Raw genomic sequence first — 271 nt, forward strand, 5'->3', positions numbered from 1 at the left:
CGTCTTCATCGTGCTGCTTCTCTCCGGCCTGTCTTTCCTGGGCCTCGGCGTGCAACCGCCGAATGCCGATTGGGGCGGCCTGGTGCGTGAGAACCTCGCCGGCCTGCCATACGGTGCGCCTGCCGTCATCTTCCCTTCGATCGCGATTGCGAGCCTCACCATCTCGGTCAACATGCTGATCGACAATCTGCCGACCCGCATCCGCGATCGGAGCGCATGATGGGCAATATCGTCGAAATTCGTGATCTCGCCGTCGCCGCGAAGACCGATT

The 271-nt window shown here is 62.0% G+C and carries 1 pseudogene; it reads left to right on the top strand.

The annotated features are described in order from the left end of the window. Positions 1-220 (top strand): annotated as a pseudogene (locus CH341_RS32565) (ABC transporter permease); the annotation flags it as partial. Positions 221-271: the final 51 nt, after the last annotated feature.

The sequence above is a fragment of the Rhodoplanes roseus genome, assembly GCF_003258865.1.
Classification (GTDB): Bacteria; Pseudomonadota; Alphaproteobacteria; order Rhizobiales; family Xanthobacteraceae; genus Rhodoplanes; species Rhodoplanes roseus.